Origin of the sequence: Parahoeflea alexandrii (assembly GCF_024105735.1) — a bacterium.
Lineage (GTDB): Bacteria > Pseudomonadota > Alphaproteobacteria > Rhizobiales > Rhizobiaceae > Hoeflea > Hoeflea alexandrii.
Map to the genome: position 1 here is coordinate 350,080 of NZ_JAAAML010000002.1, position 20,249 is coordinate 370,328.

General features: G+C 61.3%; 16 protein-coding genes. 6 read left to right on the top strand and 10 right to left on the bottom strand.

What is annotated here, in order from left to right:
• Positions 1-73: 73 nt before the first annotated feature.
• The 4 genes from purH to htpX form a co-directional block, all read right to left on the bottom strand.
• On the bottom strand, positions 74-1,687 hold the full coding sequence (purH, locus tag GTW23_RS11465) for a bifunctional phosphoribosylaminoimidazolecarboxamide formyltransferase/IMP cyclohydrolase (RefSeq protein WP_252915870.1): 1,614 nt from the start codon (positions 1,685-1,687) through the stop codon (positions 74-76).
• A 133-nt stretch (positions 1,688-1,820) separates the two neighbouring features.
• Positions 1,821-3,524 carry a heparinase II/III family protein gene (locus tag GTW23_RS11470; protein WP_252915871.1) on the bottom strand — a complete coding sequence of 568 codons (1,704 nt, stop codon included), beginning with the start codon at positions 3,522-3,524 and terminating at the stop codon, positions 1,821-1,823.
• Between the two features lie 242 nt (positions 3,525-3,766).
• Entirely contained in the window at positions 3,767-5,158 is a 1,392-nt protein-coding gene (locus GTW23_RS11475; protein ID WP_382266234.1) for an RsmB/NOP family class I SAM-dependent RNA methyltransferase, read from the bottom strand.
• On the bottom strand, positions 5,149-6,108 hold the full coding sequence (gene htpX / locus GTW23_RS11480; RefSeq protein ID WP_252915872.1) for a zinc metalloprotease HtpX: 960 nt from the start codon (positions 6,106-6,108) through the stop codon (positions 5,149-5,151). Before htpX ends, GTW23_RS11475 begins: the two co-directional genes overlap by 10 nt.
• Before the next feature lie 148 nt (positions 6,109-6,256).
• Between htpX and GTW23_RS11485 the strand changes: the two genes are divergently transcribed.
• Together GTW23_RS11485 and GTW23_RS11490 are read left to right on the top strand one after the other, a co-directional pair.
• Positions 6,257-6,517 (top strand): DUF1674 domain-containing protein, encoded by a 261-nt coding sequence (locus GTW23_RS11485; RefSeq protein WP_152011062.1) that lies wholly within the window; start codon positions 6,257-6,259, stop codon positions 6,515-6,517.
• Positions 6,518-6,564: 47 nt separating this feature from the next.
• Positions 6,565-7,035: a thermonuclease family protein gene (locus GTW23_RS11490; RefSeq protein ID WP_152011061.1), complete on the top strand. Its 471-nt coding sequence runs from the start codon at positions 6,565-6,567 to the stop codon at positions 7,033-7,035.
• 435 nt (positions 7,036-7,470) lie between these two features.
• Here the strand turns inward: GTW23_RS11490 and acs are convergent, their stop codons facing one another.
• Positions 7,471-9,423: an acetate--CoA ligase gene (gene acs, locus GTW23_RS11495; protein WP_252915873.1), complete on the bottom strand. Its 1,953-nt coding sequence runs from the start codon at positions 9,421-9,423 to the stop codon at positions 7,471-7,473.
• A 241-nt stretch (positions 9,424-9,664) separates the two neighbouring features.
• On the opposite strand from acs, the gene GTW23_RS11500 reads away from it, so the two are divergent.
• Positions 9,665-10,360, top strand: coding sequence for a DUF1013 domain-containing protein (locus tag GTW23_RS11500; protein ID WP_152011059.1), 696 nt, complete (start codon positions 9,665-9,667; stop codon positions 10,358-10,360).
• A 93-nt stretch (positions 10,361-10,453) separates the two neighbouring features.
• Here the strand turns inward: GTW23_RS11500 and GTW23_RS11505 are convergent, their stop codons facing one another.
• From GTW23_RS11505 to GTW23_RS11515, 3 genes are all read right to left on the bottom strand, one after another.
• Complete coding sequence (locus GTW23_RS11505; protein ID WP_252915874.1) at positions 10,454-11,239, bottom strand: SDR family NAD(P)-dependent oxidoreductase; 786 nt, start codon at positions 11,237-11,239, stop codon at positions 10,454-10,456.
• A gap of 151 nt (positions 11,240-11,390) precedes the next feature.
• Positions 11,391-13,301, bottom strand: coding sequence for a propionyl-CoA synthetase (locus tag GTW23_RS11510; protein ID WP_252915875.1), 1,911 nt, complete (start codon positions 13,299-13,301; stop codon positions 11,391-11,393).
• A gap of 139 nt (positions 13,302-13,440) precedes the next feature.
• Positions 13,441-14,112 (bottom strand): YggS family pyridoxal phosphate-dependent enzyme, encoded by a 672-nt coding sequence (locus GTW23_RS11515; protein ID WP_267660902.1) that lies wholly within the window; start codon positions 14,110-14,112, stop codon positions 13,441-13,443.
• Between the two features lie 209 nt (positions 14,113-14,321).
• Here GTW23_RS11515 and leuS point away from each other — a divergent pair, with 209 nt between their 5' ends.
• Genes leuS through holA form a run of 3 tightly spaced genes read left to right on the top strand, consistent with a single transcriptional unit; the run spans position 14,322 to position 18,497 of the window.
• The gene (gene leuS / locus GTW23_RS11520) at positions 14,322-16,952 is read left to right on the top strand and encodes a leucine--tRNA ligase (RefSeq protein ID WP_252915877.1); all 2,631 of its coding nucleotides are present in this window, start codon (positions 14,322-14,324) and stop codon (positions 16,950-16,952) included.
• Positions 16,939-17,442: a hypothetical protein gene (locus GTW23_RS11525; RefSeq protein WP_252915878.1), complete on the top strand. Its 504-nt coding sequence runs from the start codon at positions 16,939-16,941 to the stop codon at positions 17,440-17,442. The genes leuS and GTW23_RS11525 overlap by 14 nt, the downstream gene beginning before the upstream one ends.
• Positions 17,443-17,468: 26 nt before the next feature.
• Entirely contained in the window at positions 17,469-18,497 is a 1,029-nt protein-coding gene (gene holA, locus GTW23_RS11530) for a DNA polymerase III subunit delta (protein WP_252915879.1), read from the top strand.
• 26 nt (positions 18,498-18,523) lie between these two features.
• Here holA and GTW23_RS11535 read toward each other — a convergent pair whose 3' ends face one another.
• On the bottom strand, positions 18,524-19,417 hold the full coding sequence (locus tag GTW23_RS11535) for a ParB/RepB/Spo0J family partition protein (protein WP_252915880.1): 894 nt from the start codon (positions 19,415-19,417) through the stop codon (positions 18,524-18,526).
• Between the two features lie 34 nt (positions 19,418-19,451).
• Complete coding sequence (locus GTW23_RS11540; RefSeq protein WP_152011051.1) at positions 19,452-20,246, bottom strand: ParA family protein; 795 nt, start codon at positions 20,244-20,246, stop codon at positions 19,452-19,454.
• Positions 20,247-20,249: the final 3 nt, after the last annotated feature.

The following is a 20,249-nucleotide window of genomic DNA, read 5'->3' on the forward strand; positions in this document are numbered from 1 at the left end:
TAGATCATACCAGGCCCTTAACGGCTTGCGGATTCATTGCATCATGGCTCAAAAAACATGCAGGCATCCGCCCTCAATGACGGAAATGACGCATGCCGGTAAACACCATGGCGATTCCGGCCTCGTCCGCCGCATCGATCACGTCCTGGTCCCGCATCGAGCCACCCGGCTGCACCACCGCCGTGGCGCCCGCCTCGATCGCCGACAGCAGCCCGTCGGCAAACGGGAAGAAGGCATCGGAGGCAACGACGCTGCCCTTGGTCAGCGGCGCTTCCAGGCCGAGCACTTCCGCCGCATCGACGGCCTTGCGCGCCGCGATCCGCGCAGAATCGACGCGGCTCATTTGTCCGGCGCCGATACCGACGGTGGCACCGTTGAGCGCGTAGACGATGGCGTTGGACTTGACGTGCTTGGCAACCCGGAAGGCAAAGCCCAGATCGGCGAGTTCCCGCGCATCCGGCGCCCGCCTGGTTACCACCTTGAAATCTTCCGGCAGCACGATGCCGTTGTCGCGCCCCTGCACCAGCAGACCGCCGGCGACCGTCTTGACCGTCAGCCCGGGCTGGCGCGGGTCCGCCAGTTCCCCGGTGACCATCAGGCGCAGGTTCTTCTTCGCCGACAGGATGTCCTTTGCTTCCTCGCTGGCGTCCGGAGCAATGATCACCTCGGTGAACAGCTTGACGATCTCCGTCGCTGTCTCGGCGTCGAGCGTGCGGTTGAGCGCGATGATGCCGCCGAACGCCGAGGTCTGGTCGCATTCCAGCGCCCGGCGATAGGCTTCGACCAGGCTGTCGCCCACGGCCACGCCGCACGGATTTGCATGCTTGATGATGGCGCAGGCGGCGCGGTCACGGTCAAACTCGCTGACCAGTTCGAACGCGGCATCGGTATCATTGATATTGTTGTAGGACAGCTGCTTGCCCTGCAGAAGTGTCGCGGTCGCAACCCCGGGGCGCTGCTCACCATTGGAATAGAACGCAGCCGCCTGGTGCGGGTTCTCACCGTAGCGCATGACGTCAAGCAGCCGGCCGCCAAAGGCGCGGTGGCGCGGCGCCTCGAGCGCGAGTTCGGTGGCAAACCATCCCGAAACCGCCGCGTCGTAGGCCGCTGTCCGGGCAAAGGCCAGCGCCGCGAGCTCGCGCCGGAGCGCCAAAGGAACCGATCCGTCATTGCTGCGCAGCGCTTCGAGCACGCGCCCGTAATCGCCCGGATCGGTGACTGCCGTCACATAGGCATGGTTCTTGGCCGAAGCACGGATCATCGCCGGGCCGCCGATGTCGATGTTCTCGACGATCGTGGCCGAATCGGCGCCACCGGCCACCGTCTGCTCGAACGGATAGAGATTGACCACCGCGAGGTCGATCTCCGCAATCTTGTGCGCCTGCATCGCCGAACGGTGCTCCTCGTCGGCACGGATGGAGAGCAGGCCGCCGTGAACGCCGGGATGCAGCGTCTTGACCCGCCCATCCATGATCTCGGGAAATCCGGTCAGGTCGGACACATCACGGACCACAAGCCCGGCCGCTTCGAGCGCTGCCCGGGTACCTCCGGTGGAAACCAGCTCGACACCGAGAGCCACAAGATCACGGGCAAACTCCACCAGGCCGGTCTTGTCGGAAACCGACAGCAGCGCGCGGCGGACCGGCACCAGATCCGGCACAGGATGGTTCTTGGATACGACAGCCATATGGAAATCCCTCGAAAACAGCCGCGTCAGCCCGGCGGCGAGGATGCGTTAACACAGGCCGAAGGCCGATAAAACACGCAATTGGGCTTATCTGTGGAGCAATCCCGGCCCGGCGAGGTGACCGGGCCGCCGGCTATGCGCGCGGCAGATTGGTGCGGATCAGCTTCCAGTCGATCTGGGAGCGTTCGCCAACCACGAATTCAAGCGTGATCTGTTTGCTGGTTCGGGCCCCGGCCAGGTCGGCAAAATGGACGTCTTCCTCGATCTTCGGGACCAGATCCCGCGCGACGAAAGCCCAGGATTCACCATCACCGGCAGTGAGATGAACCACGCCATCCTCGTCCTGGGACACCGATATCGTCGGATGGACATGAAACCGCGCCACCGCCGGGGTCCGGTCATCCGGTCGTGGCTCGCTTTCATCGGGCCGGATCACCTGGTCGCGGCCCTGCACCTCGTGACCTGACGACAGCATGCGGATCTTGCGGCGATGTAAAAGCTTCAACGAACCTGCATAGCCGTCGTGGACCGCATCGAAGCCCTGATGGATACCCTCCTCGTCGAGCGAACGGACGGTGACCCCGCGCACGCCGCCGGTGACGATCGGTCCGAGGAAGGAGGAATGCGAGAACTTGAGCGACGACCTGTCATCCAGCGTCACCGTGGAGTGGGCAGCGGTCATCCGGGCAAAATCGGCATATTGCGTATGCGGCACCACCGGGGCACCGGCATTGACGATGAAACAGTTCGCCCCCGAAGACAGTTCGAACGAGAGGCATCCCGCATGGGTCTGGTTCGACAAAATCCCCTTTGGCGGTGGTCCGGTATCGGCAATCAGCACGGCATTCCCGGCTGACAGCCTCTGATACTGCGAATGCGGCATTTCGCGGAATGCAGAACCCGAGGTTTCATCGTAACGCAGCACACCGAGAAGCCGGTCCGCGGAAACCGCCGAAGAGCCATTGAACAGCACCAGTTCACCGTTGGAATGACGGAAGAAACGCAGGGCAGAAAACATCCGGTCCATGCCCGCCGCCATGTTGCGCGGTGGCTTCTGGCCGAGATTGATGTAGGTCTGCTTGAGCGGCAGCAGATGCGTCAGCAGCTCGATCAGCACCATCGGATTGCGCGACACGTGTCCGCCATCGGGCAGGATCTGCGCATTGATTTCGCTGTCGAGGTTGCGGGATGCAGCCCGAACCGCGCCGGAACTCGAGGGCAGGCAAAGGCTTGCCATCGCCAGTGCGATCCGCGCCTTGAACCGGGTCGCATCTCCCGGCATTGCCCTGGCCACATGCTTCAGATACCGGGCCTGCAACGCGATGCTCTTGAGAAAGCGCCGGTAGAAACCGTGATCGGCGCCACGCAGCACGATCGGCGAGTGCGAAAACCAGGCGATCAGCCGGTTCGAAAGCACTTCCGGCTCATAGGCATGCCCGCCAAGCGCACGCCCTTCCACCGCGATCCAGTCATCGACCAGCGCCCGTGCATTGGCGCAGGCCAGATCGTGATCGGCTGCACGCATATGCCTGAGCCAGCCGAAACCGTGCAGGCTGCGCATGAAGGCCTCGCTCGCCCCCTCCACCTGGAACGGGCTGCCACCATCGGTGTCGATCAGGTTGCCGCCCATGGCAAAGCGGCCCGAATAGATTTCTTCGGCAATATGGGGATCGGCGATGCGCAAGTCGATCGGCGCCACCACCAGCCGGTCCGGGGTGCCACCGGTAAAGCGCAACGCATTTACCCGGCCGAGCGCAATGCGCCGCGCAAACCGTCGCCAGATTTCGGTCCCGTACAGTCGCCCTGAGCGTTGCGAATCGAGAATAGAAAATGCCAATCGGGAATTCCTGAAACCGGGTCCCGGCCCTCCACCGGACCAGAATCGTAACACAGTCGCTTGATTGTTCAACTGTCGCTAATGCATGTCGCGCTCATTTGGATTCCATTGAGCGATAACGTCTATGCACTACTTCAAAGGGTTACAGCGCCGCCCATCCAATTGGATGTACGACGCTGTAATGTGAACTTGTGAGGCAGTTGTCAATGTTTTCAAGCGGCAACCGGTCCATTCCTGAAGGGTCAGGACCTCACCAGCACCACGGCATAGAAGCCATCCAACCCTGCAAGCCTCGGGTCGTCATTGCCCAGCATCGCCGGATGTGTCCTGATTTCGCCTTTGGCGGTGATCGCAGTTTCGAGCCCCGGCCAGCGGGCCGCATCGACCGGGCGGATGCTCCATGCCGGATGGTCGGTCAGAAAACCCGCCACCATCTCTTCGCCTTCTTCCGGATCGAGCGAGCAGTTGGAGAACACCAGCTCCCCTCCGGGACGCACCAGCCCGGACGCATGGTCGAGCAGGTCACGCTGCACCCGGGCCAGGCGCATGATGTCTTCCGCACCCTTGGTGTAGGGAATGTCCGGATGCCGCCGCACTGTTCCCGTCGATGAGCAGGGCGCATCGAGCAAAACACCGTCAAACCCTTCGGGTGCAACCAGATCCTGGGCCCGGGTCAGTTGAGTGGTGACGTCAAACCCGAGCCGGGCCAGGTTGCCCCGCAACCGCTCGAGCCGGGTTTGCGACTGGTCGCACGCCGTCACCCGTGCTCCTGCGAGCGCCAGCTGGGCGGTCTTGCCACCGGGTGCTGCGCACAGATCCACGATATCGAGGCCCTCAAGCCTGGAAAACAGCTGGGCCGGAATGCTGGCCGCGGCATCCTGCACCCACCAGGCACCATCCTCGAACCCCTCGAGACCCGAAACCGGTCCCTCCTGACGGCCGATTCGCACCGAACCGGTGGGCAGCACCACGCCGCCAAGCCGGGCTGCCCAGCCGTCAGCATCGGATTTCACCGTCAGGTCGATCGCCGGTGGTTCCGAGAGGATTGCGAGAATTGCATCGGCATGATCCGCGTAGGCAGAGCGAAGCCGGCTTTCGAACCAGTCCGGGAAGTCCGGTGTCGACGCGGTAATCTCCGGCAGCAACACGTCCTTTTCCCGCGCCATCCGGCGCAACAATGCATTGACCAGGCCGGCAAAGCGGCGATTGCGCGGATCCGAATCGGCCTGGGTGACCGCTAGGTCGACGGCGGCTCGATCAGGCACATCAAGATAGAGAATTTGCGCTGCACCAACCCGCAGCACCTGCCGGAGTGCCTTTGCACCCTCAGGCAGGGGATTGTCGACCAGCCTGTCGACGAACGCATCGATGACCTGCAGATGCCGCAGGGCCGACAGAAGAATGGCCCGCACCAGCAGCCGGTCCTGATCGCCAAGCCCGGTGAAGGCCGGATTGCCGCCCGCTGGATCCAGAAGGCCGTCCAGCGAAGCGCGGCTTTCCGTCACCGCAGACAGCAGCCGGGATGCCGCCTGACGGGCGGCAAGGCCGGGCTTCAGATTGGACGGATCAGGCCGGCCCCGGCTCTTGTGAGGTCTCTTGCGCTGTCCCTCCGGCCGGGCGCCGGTCAAGACCACGGCCCCTTGCGGGACGAGCCGTCACGGCCCCATGGTCCGGTCTTAGGCACCGACGTGGTCGCTGGCCGCTCGGTCTGGTTCCGGGAGCGACGCGCAGGCGGCGGCGCCATCTCCCCGGCCATCGCTTCCAGCGCGGCGATGCGGTTTTCCGTTGCCGGGTGGGTGGAGAAGAGACTGTCCATGCGTTGACCATTGAGCGGGTTGATAATGAACATGTGCGCGGTCGCCGGGTTGCGTTCGGCGTCCTCGTTGACAACGCGGCCGGCGCCGAGCGCGATCTTGCGCAGCGCCGAAGCAAGCCACAGCGGATTGCCGCAGATTTCCGCGCCGCGCCGGTCGGCGGCATATTCGCGGGTGCGGCTGATCATCATCTGCACCAGCATTGCGGCAAAGGGTGCAACGATCATGGCCACCAGAATGCCGATGAATCCGAGCGGATTGTTGTTGTTGCGGTTGCCACCGAAAAAGAGCGCGAAATTGCCCAGCATCGAAATCGCACCGGCCAGTGTCGCGGTGATTGTCATGATCAGCGTATCACGGTGTTCCACATGCGCGAGCTCATGCGCCATAACCGCGGCAACTTCCTCGTCGCTCAGGCTTTCGAGCAAGCCGACGGAGGCCGCGACTGCTGCATTTTCAGGATTGCGGCCGGTGGCGAAGGCATTGGGCTGCTGGTTGTGGATCACGTAAACCTTGGGCATCGGCAGCCCGGCATTCTGCGCCAGATCGGCGACGATCCGGTAGAATTCGGGCGCTGTGCTTGCATCCACCTCCACGGCATGATGCATGCGCAGCACCATCTTGTCCGAATTCCAGTAGGAAAACAGGTTCATCACGGCGGCAACAAGGAAAGCAATCATCATGCCGCCGGTGCCGCCGATGAGATAGCCTACGCCCATGAACAGCGCGGTCATCAAGGCAATCAGCATGGCTGTGCGAACAAGGTTCATCGGCATTTTCCTTTCCGGCGACCTGCCATCCTTTGCCGGTGCCGGCACGGGTGTTCGGCACAGGGGTTTTGATTTCGTCGCTTGTGAGGCTAGATATGGGATCTTGCAAGATGTTCTTCAATAAACTGCCAGACCGGGTGACCCGACCATGAACAATGACCAGCACGACGGCAACACACCGCAACCCGCGGGAACACGGGAAGACGGAGACGTGCAGGAAACTTCAGGACCGGCAGAAAAGCGGCCACTCAGCCCGGCAGCCCGGCGCGCCCTGGCCGAAGCAGAAGCCCGTCGCAAGGCGCTCGACAGCCAGAAGGCCGAAACCGAAAGGGAAATCGGTGGGCGCGGCGGGGCTGACCCGGCACGGTTCGGCGATTGGGAGATCAACGGCCGCGCCATCGATTTCTGACCCCGCGCCGTTGATCCCGTCGCGATACAGGAATATATTCCTGTATCATGAAACCCGATTCGCCCTTCAGATGTCTGCTTGCGCTGGTCACAGCTTTGCTGTGCAACCCGGTCACGCTGACCAGTGCCGCCGATGGCCAATGGCGCAGCGTTGCCGGACCGGTTGCCGCAAGGATCGTCAGAATCATCGATGGTGACACGCTCGAGGTCGAAGCCCATCCCTGGCCAGGTCACTCGGTGCGCGTCTCGGTGCGCTTGCGTGGCATCGACACCCCCGAACGCCGTTCACAATGCGCTGACCAGCGTGCCGCCGCCCGATTGGCACGCAATGAGCTCGAACGCCTGGTGAGAGACTTTCCGACAGTTGAGCTGATCAATGTTTCCGGCGGCAAATATTACGGCAGGGTGCTGGCCGACATGAAGGCGGGAACCCGCGACGTCGCGGCGGCCATGCTGGCAAGCGGGCTCGCCCGCCCCTACGACGGTGGCAAACGCCACAAGCCGCAATGTGCCGGATAGGTCTGAACCCGCCTGACCAGGCCAAATCCCGCACATATCAAAAAGGCCACCCGCAAGGGGTGGCCTTCGTGAATTCCAGCGCCGGTCGGACGCCTGCCCGATCACATCACCGATGGATCAGGACTTGCCAGTATCACCGGCTCTTCAGAGGCTGCTCCGAAGTCCGGCAATCCGAATCGTACGAACCGGCTTTTGGGAATCACTCGACATCGGATCACCTCCTTTCAATTGTTAAAGACACTGACAATGTGGGGCAAACAACGCTGCTTGCCAAGGACCCCGGTCAAATTAATTGCACCCGGCAAGAGCGCGCCCATTCCGGATCGGGACAGCCTTGAGGCATTGAGAAAGCAACAAAGAACCCGCCCCGGAACATCCGGAGCGGGTCTGGTTGATCAGCACGTCAGCCCGGACACAAGCCGTCCGGGATTGTGATCAGCTCTTCTTGTTCTGCCGGTTTGCGATCAGGTCATCGACGACGCCCGGATCGGCCAGGGTCGAGGTATCGCCAAGCGCTGAAAACTCGTCCTCGGCGATCTTGCGCAGGATCCGGCGCATGATCTTGCCCGACCGGGTCTTCGGCAGGCCCGGCGAGAACTGGATCTTGTCAGGCGAGGCAATCGGCCCGATTTCGTGCCGGACATGGGCAACCAGCGCCTTGCGCAGCGTATCGTCGCCTTCCTGTCCTTCCATCAGCGTGATGTAGCAATAGATGCCCTGACCCTTGACGTCGTGCGGATAGCCGACGACCGCGGCCTCCGAAACCGCGTCATGCGAAACCAGCGCGCTTTCGACCTCGGCGGTCCCCATGCGGTGGCCCGAGACATTGATCACGTCATCGACGCGGCCGGTGATCCAGTAATATCCGTCCTCGTCACGGCGGCAGCCGTCACCGGTGAAGTATTTCCCCTTGTAGGTGGAGAAATAGGTCTGGATGAAGCGCTCATGATCGCCATAAACGGTGCGCATCTGCCCCGGCCAGGAATCGGTGATGCACAGATTGCCCTCGGTGGTGCCTGCGAGCACATCCCCGTCATTGTCGACCAGCTGAGGCTGCACGCCAAAGAACGGCCGTGTCGCCGACCCAGGCTTGAGCTTGGTCGCGCCCGGCAGCGGCGTGATCAGGATGCCGCCGGTCTCGGTCTGCCACCAGGTGTCAACGATCGGGCATTTCTTACCGCCGACGACATTGTAGTACCATTCCCAGGCTTCCGGGTTGATCGGCTCGCCGACAGACCCGAGCGTCCGGAGCGACTTGCGCGAGGTCTTCGTCACGTGATCGTCACCCGCACCCATCAGCGCCCGGATCGCCGTCGGCGCCGTGTAGAAGATGTTGACCTGGTGCTTGTCGACCACATCCCAGAAACGGCTCGGCGACGGATAGTTCGGAACACCCTCGAACATCAGCGTGGTCGCACCATTGGCCAGCGGCCCGTAGACGATATAGGAGTGCCCGGTCACCCAGCCGACATCGGCCGTGCACCAGTAGATATCGCCCTCGTGGTAATCGAAGACATATTCGTGGGTCATCGAGGCATAGACCAGGTAGCCGCCGGTGGTGTGCAGCACGCCCTTCGGCTTGCCGGTCGATCCGGAGGTGTAGAGGATGAACAGCGGATCCTCCGCCTTCATCTTTGCCGGCTTGCAATCCGGCTTCGCCGCCGCAACCGCCTCGTGATACCAGATGTCCCGGTCGGCAAACCATTCGACCTTGCCGGCGGTCCGCTGCACCACCAGCACGTTCTTGACCGTCACGTCATTGCGCTGGGCGATCTCGATGGCGAGGTCCGTATTGTGCTTGAGCGGAACCTTCTTGCCGCCGCGCAGTCCTTCGTCGGCCGTGATCACAAAGGTTGATTCGCAGTCGACGATCCGGCCGGCGAGCGCATCAGGCGAAAATCCGCCGAACACGATGGAATGAATGGCCCCGATCCGGGTACAGGCCAGCATCGCATAGGCCGCCTCGGGAATCATCGGCATGTAGATGGTGACCCGGTCACCCTTCTTCACGCCATTCGATTTCATCACGTTGGCGAGCCGGCAGACCTGGTCGTAAAGCTCGCGATAGGTGATCTTCTTGTCGTCGTAGGGGTTGTCACCCTCCCAGATGATCGCCACCTGGTCGCCGCGTTTGTCCAGGTGCCGGTCGATGCAGTTGTAGGAAACATTGGTCAGGCCGTCTTCGAACCACTTGATCGCCACCTTGCCGGTAAAGCTGGTGTTCTTGACCTTGGTGTAGGGCTTGAACCAGTCGATCCGCTTGCCGTGCTTACCCCAGAACTTCTCCGGATCCTTGATGCTCTGCTTGTACCATTTCTGGTATGTTTCATCATCGATCAACGCCCGTGATTTCGCGTCTTTCAGGATGTTGTAGGTTTTTTGCGACATGGGACCCTCCTCACTTACGGATACGCGCCTGTTACCAAAATAAGCGCAACCCGACTTCCATGGCGACCATTAATAACAGCGCAAATCATTGCCGCAATTAGACAATGGGCCGGTTTGCGAAACCCGACGGCAACAATTGCAATTCGACGGGCTTGCGGTTATAAGAACGCCGATTTCCCGGAAATGGTGGTTTCATCCACGGCCCGCGCCCCCGGAGCGGACGGACAGGAGGATTGTATTCATGGCACAGCAGCTTCTCATGCCTAAGGCGACCGCCGTCTGGCTTGTTGACAACACCGCATTGAGCTTCGATCAGATCGCGCAGTTCTGCAAACTGCACCCGCTTGAGGTAAAGGCCATCGCCGATGGCGAATCCTCGCAGGGCATCAAGGGTCTCGACCCTGTCGCAACCGGACAGCTTTCCCGCGAAGAGATCTCGGCCGCCGAGGCCAATCCCGAGCTGAAGCTGAAACTCTCGGAGCCGAAGGTTCGGGTGCCTGAATCCAAGCGCAAGGGACCGCGTTACACTCCGGTGTCCAAGCGACAGGACCGGCCCAATGCGATTCTCTGGCTGGTCCGCAATCATCCCGAACTCAAGGATGCCCAGATCTCGCGTCTGGTCGGCACCACCAAGTCGACCATCGAGCAGATCCGCGGCCGCACCCACTGGAACGCAGCCAACCTGACGCCGATGGATCCGGTCACCCTCGGCCTTTGCACCCAGATCGACCTTGACCTGGAAGTCGAGCGCGCCTCCAAGAACCGCGGCGCACTTGCCGATTCGGAACACGGAAGCGTGCTTCTGTCTGCCCGCGAGACCGAATCCGAGATGCCGGTCGAGGACGAGGGCGAAAAGGAAATCGACGCGGATGCCGTCTTTGCCAAGCTGTCCTCGATGAAGCGCGTCGAGCCGGAAGAAGACGAAGACAACAACTGAGGCTTCAGGTCCATGTCAAATGCAGAAGGCCCGGCATTGCCGGGCCTTCGTCGTTTCTGCCGTTCAGGTGCCGGCAGTTTTGTGCAGTTCCGGCTAGTCTTTCACCGGAACCGTGTAATTGAGCGGCATCCGTCCGCCATCGGCATAAATCGTCTGCCCGGTGACATAGCTTGCATCCGGCGAGAGCAGGAAGGCCGTGACGGCGGCAATCTCCGACGGATCTCCGATCCGGCCAAGCGGCGTACGCGACAGGATGCGGTTCCTGGCTTCCGCATTGTCGACAACCGTCGCAAGCAGATCGGTCATGATGGAACCCGGGCCAACCGCGTTGACGCGGATGCCATGCGGTGCCAGCGACAACGCCATCACCTTGGTCAACTGGCTGATGCCACCCTTGGAGACCGAGTAGGGTACCTGGTTGGCGATCGCGAACGTGTCATTGATCGACGACATGTTGACGATCGAGCCGGGTTCCTCGCCGTTTCCGATCTGCTCGACCATGTGGCGCGCGACGGCCTGTCCGCACAGGAAGGCACTCTTGAGGTTGACGCCCATCACCCGGTCGAAATCGGCTTCTTCCAGATCCAGAAAATCAGCGGCGTGAACGATGCCGGCATTGTTGACCAGGGCATTGATGGAACCGAAGGCATCGATGGTCTTTGCAACCAGATTGTGCACATCCAGCCGCTCGGATACATCGGTGGCCGTAAATCGAACCTCGCCATCTCCTGAAACAGCGTCAACCGCAGCCGAGCCCGCGGCCTCATCGATATCGGCGATCATTACCTTCGCGCCCTCGGACGCCAGGCGGCGTACGATGGCAAGCCCGATACCCTTGGCGCCACCGGTCACGATGGCTGTTCGTCCGTCCAGTCTCATGGTTTTTCCTTTCCCGGGGCGCCGTGTCTTCCATTGGAAGACTCAGAAGCCCAAATCCGTCTTGTGCAGCCTCCGGCCCGAAAACCTGGCGGTTTTCAAGGGCCGGGGCTTTGGCGAAACGGCGGGACATTGACTTGGACGGTGAGCAAGGTCAATCGCTCTTGCCGGTGATCCCGCGTTTTGCGAGCACCTCGCTGATTTCATCAAGGATGGCGGGATCATCGATCGTGGCCGGCATTTTCCATGCCTCGCCATCGGCGATTTTCTGCATGGTCGCCCGCAGGATCTTGCCCGAACGGGTCTTGGGCAGCCGCTTGACCACCATCACGTTCTTGAATGCCGCAACCGGACCGATCTGGTCACGGACAAGCTTGACCACTTCCTTCTCGACGTCTTCCTCGCTCCGCCCGTTGGAATTGTTGATGACGATGAAACCGGCCGGAATCTGGCCTTTCATGCTGTCCGCAATACCGATCACCGCGCATTCCACAACATCGGGGTGGCCCGAGACCGCTTCCTCCATGCCGCCGGTCGACAGCCGGTGACCGGCGACATTGATGATGTCATCCGTGCGCGCCATGATGAACAGGTAGTCATCCTCGTCGATGAAGCCGGCGTCGGCGGTCTTGTAGTAGCCGGGAAACTCCGCGAGATAGGCATCGCGGAACCGGTTCTCGGCGTTCCAGAGCGTCGGCAGGCAGCCAGGCGGCAGCGGCAATTTGACGACGATATTTCCGAGCGTCCCAGCAGCGACCGGATGGCCGGCATCATCGACAACCTGCACGTCGTAACCCGGCATGGGTACCGCCGGAGAACCATACTTGACCGGCAGCAGGCCAAGCCCCATCGGGTTGCCGGCAATGGTCCAGCCGGTCTCGGTCTGCCACCAATGGTCGATCACCGGCACCTTGAGCATCCGCTCTGCCCAATGGATGGTGTCAGGGTCCGCCCGTTCGCCCGCCAGGAACAGCGCCCGGTAGCCGGACAGATCGTATTTGCCGATGAAGCTGCCTTCGGGGTCTTCCTTTCGGATGGCGCGGAAAGCGGTCGGCGCGGTGAACAGCACGGCAACCTTGTGTTCAGAGATCACCCGCCAGAAGGTGCCCGCATCGGGCGTACCGACCGGCTTGCCTTCGAACACGATGGTGGTGTTGCCGTGCAACAGCGGCGCATAGACGATGTAGGAATGTCCGACGACCCAGCCGATATCGGATGCCGCCCAGAACACTTCACCCGGCTTGACGCCGTACATCGCGTGCATCGACCAGTGAAGCGCCGCCATGTGGCCGCCATTGTCGCGCACCACGCCTTTCGGCTGCCCCGTCGTGCCGGATGTGTAAAGGACATAGAGCGGATCGGTTGCAGCGACCGGTGTACAGGCGACCTTCCGCCCGGCATTGGCGGCAACCAGCTCCGCATAATCGAAATCCCGGCCCTCGATCAGGTCGCAGCGATGTTGCTCCCGCTGCAGAACGATCGTCGCATCCGGCTTGTGCCGCGAATGCTCGATCGCCGCATCAAGCAAGGGCTTGTAGGCAACAATCCGGCCCGGCTCGATACCGCAGGACGCGCTGACGATCAGCTTTGCCTGGCTGTCCTCGATCCTTGTGGCAAGCTCCGAGGCCGCAAAACCGCCAAACACCACCGAATGCACGGCGCCAAGCCGCGCGCAGGCCAGCATCGCCACGATGGCTTCCGGTACCATCGGCATGTAGATGACCACCCGGTCGCCCTTGCCTACGCCCTTGTCCGACAGCGCGCCGGCAAATGCCTCGACCTCCGCCAGCATGTCCCGATAGCTGATGGTCCGCTTCGAACCGGTGATCGGGCTGTCGTAGATCAGCGCCGCCTGATCAGCCCGTCCACCGGACACATGGCGGTCCAGGCAGTTGTGGCAGGTGTTTGTGACCCCGTCCGGATACCAGCCGCCATAGACACCCAGATCGGGATCGAACGCTGTCTCCGGCTTTGTAAACCAGTCGATAGCGGCAGCCTGATCCATCCAGAAACCTTCCGGATTGCTGCGCCAGCTCTCGTAGACCTCGGCATAACGGCTTGTCATGATATTCTCCTCCCGGAACACGCCAGCGCAACACGGAAAGATGCGCAGGCACTGTCAAAAGCCCCAATTCGCCGGCACCCTATGCCTGTCGGCAGACGGCGAAAACTAGACGATGGGCTAGGTCATGCCGTCAAATCGATTAGCGGGCTCCAAAAATCGCCGACCCGACCCTCACCTCCGTCGCACCGAGGCCAATTGCGGTCTCGAAATCGTCCGACATGCCCATCGACAGGGTCTTGATGCCGTTCTTACCGGCAATCTTGCCGAGCAGTGCAAAGTGCGGGCCGGGATTTTCATCCACCGGCGGAATGCACATCAGGCCGGTGATCTTGAGATCCAGATCATCCCGGCACATCGCGATGAAGGCATCCGCTTCCTCCGGCTCGATCCCGGCCTTCTGCGGTTCGGACCCTGTATTGACCTGCACGTAAAGACCCGGGTGCCTGTCCTGCTTCTTGATTTCCCGCGCGATTTCCCTGGCAATCTTTTCACGGTCAACGCTCTGGATGACATCGAACAGTGCCACTGCATCCGCCGTCTTGTTGGATTGAAGTGGCCCGATGAGATGCAACTCGATCCCCTGAGCTTCAGCTTTGAGGCCGGGCCATTTTGATTGCGCCTCCTGAACCCGGTTCTCGCCAAAAACGCGCTGTCCGGCCTCGATGACCGGTCTGATCTCGTCGGCTGACTTTGTCTTGGACACCGCCACCAGCCGGACCGCGCCACTCTCCCGGCCCGCTTCGGCTTCGGCGGCAGCGATAGCCGCGCGCACTCTCTCCAAGTTTTCCCGTGCGTTCACGCTGTGCTCCATATGCTTGCTTTCAAAACCTTCAGAAGGTGTTAGCGCAGCCCGGCCGGCTTGCCAATCAGGCCATGGTTTCGACCGGTGCGCCCGATGCGTCGGCCTGGACCAGCCAAACCGTCCCGAACTTGGGCGCCAAAGCCGCTCAATGGTTGACGCTTGGCGGGTTTCATGGTGAAGGTCGCGACAAAATCTGACAGGTTTTCTGGTGACCCTTTATGGCAATTGAACGATACAATCCCAAACAGGCGGAAACCCGCTGGCAGCGCATGTGGGAAGAAGCGCGGATTTTCGAGACCGACAACGACAGTCCGGACCCGAAATACTACGTACTCGAGATGTTTCCCTATCCGTCCGGCCGGATCCACATGGGGCATGTCCGCAATTACGCCATGGGAGATGTCGTCGCCCGCTACAAGCGCGCCAAGGGCTTCAACGTGCTCCACCCGATGGGCTGGGACGCCTTCGGCATGCCGGCCGAGAACGCCGCGATCCAGAACAAGGTCCACCCGCGCGACTGGACCTATGCCAATATTGACGCCATGCGCAAGCAGCTCAAGTCGATGGGCCTGTCGCTCGACTGGAGCCGCGAATTTGCCACCTGCGACGTCGACTACTACAAGCAGCAGCAGGCGCTGTTTCTCGATTTCCTCAAGGCCGGCCTGATCTACCGCCGCAATTCCAAGGTCAACTGGGATCCGGTCGACATGACGGTGCTTGCCAACGAGCAGGTCATCGACGGTCGCGGCTGGCGCTCGGGTGCACTGGTCGAACAGCGCGAGCTGACCCAATGGTTCTTCAGGATTTCGGATTTCGCCGACGATCTTCTGACCTCGCTTGATGAACTCGATCAGTGGCCCGAAAAGGTCCGGCTGATGCAGAAGAACTGGATCGGCAAGTCCGAAGGCCTCTCGCTGCGCTGGGAAATCGCCGACCCGGCGCTGGCCGGCGGAGCCAACGACATCGAGGTCTACACCACCCGTCCCGACACCCTGTATGGCGCATCGTTCCTGGCGATTGCCGCCGATCATCCGCTCGCCAGGGAACTGGCCGCCAAGGATCCGGCGATCGCCGAGTTCTGCGATCAGTGCCGTCGTGCCGGCACATCGCTGGCAGCACTCGAGACCGCCGAGAAAACCGGTCTGAAGACCGCGGTCAGCGTGGTCCACCCGCTCGACCCGGACTGGACGGTTCCGGTCTACATCGCCAATTTCGTTTTGATGGATTACGGCACCGGCGCCATTTTTGGCTGCCCCTCGGGAGACCAGCGCGACCTCGATTTTGCCCGCAAGTACAATCTGCCGGTTACGCCCGTGGTGATGCCGGCGGATGCCGACGCGGCAAGCTTTGTCATCACCGACACTGCCTATGTGGGCGATGGCGTGATGATCAATTCCCGTGATCTCGATGGCATGACACCGGACCAGGCATTCGATGCGGTCGCCAACCTCCTCGAAGCCCGGACACTGGGCAACGCTCCGCAGGCTGCGCGAAAGACCAATTTCCGGCTGCGCGACTGGGGACTGTCCCGCCAACGCTACTGGGGCGCGCCGATCCCGGTGATCCACTGCGATGATTGCGGTGTTGTTCCTGTGCCGACTAAGGATCTGCCGGTCAAGTTGCCTGACGACGTCACGCTCGACAAACCGGGCAATCCGCTCGATCACCATCCAACCTGGAAACATGTCGACTGCCCGGCCTGTGGCAAGGCAGCCCGGCGCGAAACCGATACGATGGACACCTTTGTTGACTCGTCCTGGTATTTTGCCCGTTTCACGGCACCGCGTCACGACACCCCGACCGATCCCTCGGTTGCCAGCGCCTGGCTGCCGGTTGACCAGTACATCGGCGGTATCGAGCATGCGATCCTGCACCTTCTCTATTCACGCTTCTTCACCCGCGCCATGCGCCAGACCGGCCATGTCGACCTCAAGGAGCCGTTCCGCGGTCTCTTCACCCAGGGCATGGTGGTCCATGAAACCTACCGCACCGGAGGCGAAGGCAAGCCGGACTGGGTACCGCCCGCCGAGGTGGTGATCGAGGAACTCGACGGCACCCGCCGGGCCCGCCATGCCAAAACGGGCGAGCCTCTGACCATTGGGTCTATCGAGAAGATGTCCAAGTCCAAGAAGAACGTTGTCGATCCGGATGACATCATCGATAGCTATGGTGCTGATACTGCACGCTTTTTCATGCTTTCCGATTCACCACCGGACCGCGATGTGATCTGGACCGAAGCCGGCGTCGAAGGCGCTCACCGCTTCGTTCAGCGGATCTGGCGATTGCTGGGCGAAGCTGCCCCGGAACTTAAAGCAACCGAAGCTGCAACCGGAACAGATGGTACGGCGCTCGCTGTTTCACGCGCAGCACACAAGACCGTCAAGGCCATCGGTGAAGACATCGAGAAGCTCGCCTTCAACAAGGCCGTTGCCCGGCTTTATGAACTGGTCAACACGATGGCTGCCCCCCTCTCGGATGTCGCTGCGGGCAAGGCCGAAACCAAACTGAAGGCAGCCTGCAAGCAGGCCTCCGACATGATCGTGCTGCTGATAGCACCGATGATGCCCCATTTGGCCGAAGAATGCTGGAAATTGCTCGGCAATGACGGCATGGTGGCAACCACACCGTGGCCGGACTACGATGCCAGCCTTGTGATGGATGATCAGGTCACCCTGCCGGTTCAGATCAATGGCAAGAAGCGCGGAGAATTGACAATTGATCGCAATGCCGATCAAGCTGCCGTGGAACAAGCCGTGTTGGCGCTTGAGTTTGTCCAGAACGCGACTGGAGGCAATCCACCGCGCAAACTTATCGTCGTACCCCAAAGGATCGTCAATGTTGTCGTTTGAAGCTGCCGGATCAGGATGGAAAGCCAGGGGTCTCGCGGCCGCTCTCGGCCTTGGACTGCTGGCCGGCTGCCAGGCACAGCCGCTGTACGGGTCGATGAGCGGCGCCAGCCAGTCGATCACTGTCTCCGAGGCAGATTCGCGTGTCGAGCAGGTCGTTCGCAACGAACTGGTGCTCGGCTTTGGCGGCGAACAGCAGAACGGTGCTTACCAGCTCAATCTGAGCGTCAGCGCCGGCCTCTCCGGCCTTCTGCCCGGCGGCCTGGACAATGAATTTTCAGCTGCTCGAACCACGGTGACCGTCACCTACGTGCTCAAGTCGACCAGCACCGGGGAAACCGTCAAGTCAGGCTCCCGTTTTGCCGATGCACAGCTTGATCTTCCATCGCAGAATTTCGCGCAGGAAAGAGCCAAGCTTGAAGCCGAAGATCGGGCAGCGCGCCAGGTGGCAGCCCTCGTCCGCGCCGATATTGCGGCAGCGCTTGCCCGATAGATCTGCAACCGGTTTGAACGGGCGGCATGGCACAACTCAAGTCTCATGAATTTTCAGGTTTTCTGCGACGGGAAGGCACACCCTATCGCATCATACTGATCTATGGACCGGATCGGGGCCTGGTTTCCGAACGGGCAAGCGAAATCGCCGCAAAGACCGGCGTGGATCTCAAGGACGATTTCGCTGTTCTGAAACTGGAAGCATCGGACCTTTCGGGCGACCCGGGCAGATTGGCCGATGAATTCGGAGCAATCAGCCTGTTTGGCGGCGACCGGTTGGTCTGGGTAAAAAATGCCGGCAATGATCGCGGGCTGATACAGGCGCTGACAGCGCTCGTGGAAACCGAGCCCGGTTCATCCCATCTCCTGGTCGAGGCCGGAGATCTGAAAAAGGGCAGTGCTCTGCGCAAGCTGATTGAGAACGCCCGCACAGCTCTCGCCATACCCTGTTATGCAGATGATGCCCGCGGTATTCAGACGCTGATGGACGAGGAGTTGGGTGCAGCCGGTCTCACCATCCAGCCAGATGCACGTCAACGCCTTGCGCAGCTTCTCGGAGGTGATCGGCTCGCCAGTCGCAACGAATTGAAAAAGCTAGCACTTTACTGCCATGATTCGGGCAAGGTGACCGACGAGGATGTGATCGAGGCGATGGGCGATGTTGCCGCCCTGTCGGTTGATGATGCTGTTGATGCGGTCTTTTCGGGAGATCCGGTGCGGCTTGAGGCAGCACTCGAACGGATTCTGGCCTCCAAGACCTCCGTGTTCCTGGTCATGCGAAGCTGCATCCTGCAGTTCGAACAGCTCGACGCCATGCGGTCGCTGGTCGAAAACCACGGACGCCAACCCGCCCAGGCGATGACCGAAAAAGGCCGTGGCATTCACTTCAAGCGCAAGCCTGTGGTTGAAAAGGCACTTCGTCACTGGCGGCTTCCGGCAATAAACCGGGAAATGCGCCGGTTGGCCGACGCCGTGCTCGAAACCCGGCGCAGGCCGCAGCTTGAGGCCTCCATAGCCCGGCAAGCGCTGCTGCGCACGTGCCTGCTCAGCCGCTGACGGATCTTGATCTTCTGAAAATCAGGCTATTTCTCGCCCAGAAGCCGACACAACTCATCAAGTTGTTCGAGCGACTTGTACTCGATCCGCAACTGCCCGCCCTGCCCCTTGTGGGCCAGCTGGACCTTCAGTCCGAGCACATCGGAAAGGCTGCGTTCAAGCGCCAACGTGTCCGCGTCCTTCTCTTCCGGACGGGTCGCCGACTTGGTTTCAATTCCTGCCGGACTGGAACCCTGTTCTGCATCCCTCTGTGCCAGCTTTTCGGCGTCACGAACCGAGAGACCTTCCCCGGCGATCTTTCGCGCCAGGCCGACCGGATCGGACGTGGACACGATGGCGCGCGCATGGCCGGCAGACAGCGCACCTTCGGCCAGCATCTGCCGCACTTCGTCCGGAAGCTTCAGCAGGCGCAGCGAATTGGCCACGTGGCTGCGGCTTTTACCGATGACTTCGCCCAGATCATTCTGGGTATAGCCATACTGCGCAATCAGCTGCTCATAGCCCTGGGCTTCTTCAAGCGCATTGAGATCGGCGCGCTGGACGTTCTCGACAATGGCAATCTCAAGCGCTGTCCGGTCGTCAACGTCCCGCACGATGACCGGAATATCCACCAGGCCGGCCATCTGCGCTGCGCGCCACCGGCGTTCACCTGCGATGATTTCATACCGGCCTTCACCTGCGCTGCGCACCATCACCGGCTGCACGATGCCGTGTTGCCGGATCGACCGCGACAGGTCTTCAAGATCGGCCGGATCGAAGCTGCGGCGCGGATTGCGCGGGTTGCGGCTGACATGCTCGATCGGTACCATCCGGTCAGCTGAAACTGCCGGTTTCGACTGAGCCTGCACCGGCTGGTCAATCTCGCCGATCAGCGCAGCCAAGCCACGTCCCAGTCGCTTCTTTGTTACATCGTCTGACATCGTCTCATCCACTCTTGCCGTCGACCTGCAGGGGTCAGGCAGCCTTGCGATTGCGTTCGCGCTGAATTACCTCTGAAGCCAGCTGCAGATAGGCCTGGCTGCCTGCGCACTTCAGATCATAGAGAATTGCCGGTTTTCCATAGGACGGCGCTTCCGATACACGCACATTTCGGGGGATCAGGGTTCGGTAGACCTTGTCGCCCAGATGCGAGCGGACATCCTCGACCACCTGAAGCGCAAGATTGTTGCGCGCATCATACATGGTCATGACGATACCCTGGATATCCAGCGTCGGATTGAGCGAATCCCGGACCTGACCGACCGTCTCCAGCAACTGGCTCAAGCCCTCCAGCGCGAAGAATTCGCACTGCAGCGGGACAAGAATCGAATGCGCGGCCGCCATGGCGTTCATCGTCAGCAGGTTGAGCGACGGCGGGCAATCGATCAGCACATAACTGTAGCGCATCGCCTCTTCGGTCTGAAGCGCCTTGCGCAGACGAAACACCCGGTCCGGCGTGCCGGCAATTTCCATCTCGACGCCAAGCAGATCCATCGTCGAGGGAATGATGCTCAGATGCGGCACGGCGGTCTGCATCACGGTCTCGCCGATTGTGGCATTCTGCGTCAGGAGATCATAGGCCGAGACACCACGGTCCTTGCGATCTATACCCAGCCCGGTGCTGGCGTTGCCCTGCGGGTCGATATCGACAATCAGGACTTCCTCGCCAATCGCCGCGAGCGCGGTCGCGAGATTGATGGCGGTGGTTGTCTTGCCCACGCCGCCTTTTTGGTTGGCAATGGTTATGATCCGGTTCTTCGAAACTTGCATCGA